General features: G+C 69.4%; 1 pseudogene. It reads left to right on the top strand.

Going from position 1 to position 779, the window contains the following annotated elements:
• Positions 1-779: pseudogene (locus tag AOQ53_RS26190) on the top strand (IS5 family transposase); the annotation flags it as partial.

Here is a 779-nt window from a genome sequence, read left to right as displayed (position 1 = left end):
CTGGAAGAGGCGATCGCCGAAGCCGCTCGCAGGGACGAGATCGACATGTCCCTGGTCAGCGTGGACTCCACCACCACGCGGGCTCATCATGACGCGGCCGGCATGCGGGTCAGCGAGGAGACCCTGGCCGCGCTCGAGGAGGCGGCCTCGCAAAAGGGGGAGCGTCCGGGGAACAAGGCGGACAGGACGGCGAAAGCGATCCGGCCCGCTTTGAACGCCGGCGTATCCGCCGCCGACGGCGGGCCCGGCTGAAGGCCGCTTTGCTCGGGCGGTCCCGCGGCGGGCTGACCAGCAAGATCCACCTGGCCGCCGACCGGCGCTGCCGGCCGATGGCGCTTCTTCTGACCGCCGGGCAGGCCGCCGACAGCCCCCAGTTCATTCCGGTCCTGGGCAAGGTGCGGGTCCGCCTGCCCGTGGGGCGTCCCCGCACGCGGCCTGCCGCCGTCGCCGGCGACAAGGCCTACTCCTCCCGTGCCAATCGCGCCCACCTGCGCAAACGCCGCATCAAGGCAGTCATCCCGGAGAAGAAGGACCAAGCCGCCAACCGCCGAAAGAAAGGCAGCCAGGGCGGCAGGCCGGTCACCCACGACACCGACCTCTACCGCGACCGCAACACCGTCGAACGGGCCATCAACCGGATGAAGGACTGGCGAGGCATCGCGACCCGCTACGACAAGACGCCCGAGAGCTGCCTCGCCGGACTCCATCTCCGCGCAGCGACGATCTGGATCAGCGGCCTCTTACGAAGCCCATTGATCACAACTAAAGACAGCCCCTAG

The organism is Streptomyces azureus (genome assembly GCF_001270025.1).
GTDB classification, from domain to species: domain Bacteria; phylum Actinomycetota; class Actinomycetes; order Streptomycetales; family Streptomycetaceae; genus Streptomyces; species Streptomyces azureus.
This window is presented reverse-complemented; position numbering and strand designations above follow the sequence as displayed.